This is a genomic window from Virgibacillus sp. GM2-2 (assembly GCF_055329585.1).
Window position 1 is genome coordinate 1 of record NZ_JBUZWC010000045.1, and the last position, 281, is coordinate 281.

General features: G+C 49.8%; 1 protein-coding gene. It reads right to left on the bottom strand.

The window, feature by feature from the left end; translation table 11 throughout:
* A partial coding sequence (locus ACY9Z2_RS18910) for a GDSL-type esterase/lipase family protein (RefSeq protein WP_463611229.1) occupies window positions 1-281 on the bottom strand: 281 nt, incomplete at both ends.

Genomic DNA, 281 nt, shown 5'->3' on the forward strand with positions numbered 1-281 from the left:
GAACTGATACCATCTACAAAAGTGCACCAGGCGGTTCTCGCCAAACAGGCCGCCGCGATTTGCTGGCGATAGCTTTCCAGGTTGCTGCCAAATGAGTTCGGGGTTTCGTTTTCTTGAAGGATTGGGGATTGTGCGAAGAGGAGAGTGTGGGGATTCGCTGAATGAATTGCATCCAATATCCCGGCGTAAGCTTCACCAAATTCCTGAGGAGCCCATTTTTCGAGAGAGTAATCGTTGGCTCCAATCGCCAGCCATATATAATCTGGTTCCCATGACGCAAT